This window comes from Streptococcus sp. DD10, assembly GCF_001578805.1.
GTDB lineage: Bacteria > Bacillota > Bacilli > Lactobacillales > Streptococcaceae > Streptococcus.
Genome location: NZ_KQ969157.1, coordinates 46,945 through 48,890 on the forward strand (window position 1 = coordinate 46,945; position 1,946 = coordinate 48,890).

2 protein-coding genes are annotated in these 1,946 nt (G+C 43.9%); both read left to right on the top strand.

The window, feature by feature from the left end; genetic code table 11:
• A partial coding sequence (uvrC, locus tag STRDD10_RS00190) for an excinuclease ABC subunit UvrC (RefSeq protein WP_082781996.1) occupies nt 1-1,074 on the top strand: 1,074 nt, incomplete at its 5' end.
• Nucleotides 1,064-1,897, top strand: a complete 834-nt coding sequence (locus STRDD10_RS00195; protein ID WP_067192011.1) for a metallophosphoesterase family protein — start codon at nt 1,064-1,066, stop codon at nt 1,895-1,897. The genes uvrC and STRDD10_RS00195, both read left to right, overlap by 11 nt.
• Nucleotides 1,898-1,946 lie beyond the last annotated feature (49 nt).

Consider the following 1,946-nt stretch of genomic DNA (forward strand, 5'->3'; position numbering starts at 1 on the left):
GTTCAGGTTTTCTTTGTTCGTCAAGGCAAGCTCATTGAGCGGGACGTCAACCTCTTCCCTTACTACAATGATCCGGATGAGGACTTCTTGACCTATGTGGGACAATTCTATCAAGAAAAATCTCACCTGGTTCCCAATGAGGTGCTGATTCCGCAGGATATTGATGAAGAAGCCGTTAAGGCCTTGGTGGATACCAAGATTCTCAAACCTCAGCGTGGTGAGAAAAAACAACTGGTCAATTTGGCTATAAAGAATGCCCGTGTTAGTCTGGAGCAGAAATTTAACCTGCTAGAAAAATCTGTCGAAAAGACCCAAGGGGCTATTGAAAATCTAGGACGCTTGCTCCAAATCCCGACCCCAGTCCGCATCGAATCCTTCGATAACTCTAATATCATGGGAACCAGTCCTGTTTCGGCCATGGTGGTCTTTGTCAACGGCAAACCAAGTAAAAAAGATTACCGTAAGTACAAAATCAAGACAGTCGTTGGGCCAGACGATTATGCTAGTATGCGAGAGGTTATTCGCAGACGCTATGGACGGGTTCAGCGTGATGGTTTAACCCCGCCAGATTTGATTGTCATCGATGGGGGACAAGGTCAGGTCAATATCGCTAAGCAGGTTATTCAAGAAGAGCTAGGCTTGGACATTCCCATTGCGGGCCTTCAAAAGAACGACAAGCACCAAACCCATGAGCTACTCTTTGGGGATCCGCTGGAAGTGGTGGAATTGTCTCGCAATTCTCAGGAATTTTTCCTGCTTCAACGTATCCAAGATGAGGTTCACCGCTTTGCCATCACTTTCCACCGGCAACTGCGCTCAAAAAATTCCTTTTCATCACAACTGGATGGGATTGAAGGTCTGGGACCTAAACGCAAGCAAAATCTTATGAAGCATTTCAAGTCTCTCACTAAAATCAAAGAAGCCAGTGTGGATGAAATTGTCGAAGTTGGTGTGCCAAGGGTAGTCGCAGAAGCTGTTCAGAGAAAGTTGAACCCTCAGGGAGAAGTGGAATTGGCTCAAGTGGCAGAAGTGAGTGTAGATTACCAAACGGAAGGAAATCATCATGAACCATAAAATCGCAATTTTATCAGATATTCATGGCAATGTGACTGCACTAGAAGCAGTGATTGCGGATGCTAAAACTCAAGGAGCCAGTGAGTACTGGCTTCTGGGAGATATTTTTCTACCTGGTCCAGGTGCTCATGACTTGATTGCCTTGCTAAAGAATCTTCCTATCACGGCAAGTGTTCGAGGCAATTGGGATGATTGTGTCTTAGAGGCTTTAGATGGGCTATATGGCTTAGAAGACCCACAGGAAATCCAGCTCATGCGATTGACCCAGTTTTTGATGGAGCGAATGGATCCTGAAACGATTGTCTGGCTACGAAACTTACCTATGCTAGAAAAGAAAGAAGTTGATGGACTGCGCTTTTCTCTTTCTCATAATTTGCCAAATAAGAACTATGGTGGTGACTTGTCTGTTGGGAATAACACAGATAAATTTGACCAACTCCTAGACGAGGAAACGGACGTGGCAGTTTATGGTCATGTCCACAAGCAGTTGCTTCGTTATGGAAGTCAAGGGCAACAAATCATCAATCCGGGTACGATTGGCATGCCCTATTTTGATTGGGAGGCGTTAAAAAATCACCGTGCCCAGTATGCCGTGATAGAAGTGGAAGATGGAGAATTGATAAATATTCTATTCCGAAAAGTTGCTTATGACTATGAAGCAGAGTTAGAATTGGCTAAGTCCAAGGGTCTTCCTTTTATCGAAATGTATGAAGAACTACGTCGAGATGACAACTATCGGGGGCACAATCTAGAACTCTTAACTAGTTTAATTGAAAAGCATGGATATGTAGAAGATGTGAAGGAGTATTTTGATTTTTTGTAAGAGTTCCCTAAACAACCAATACAAATTAAAAACGATTGGCTGGTCGGCA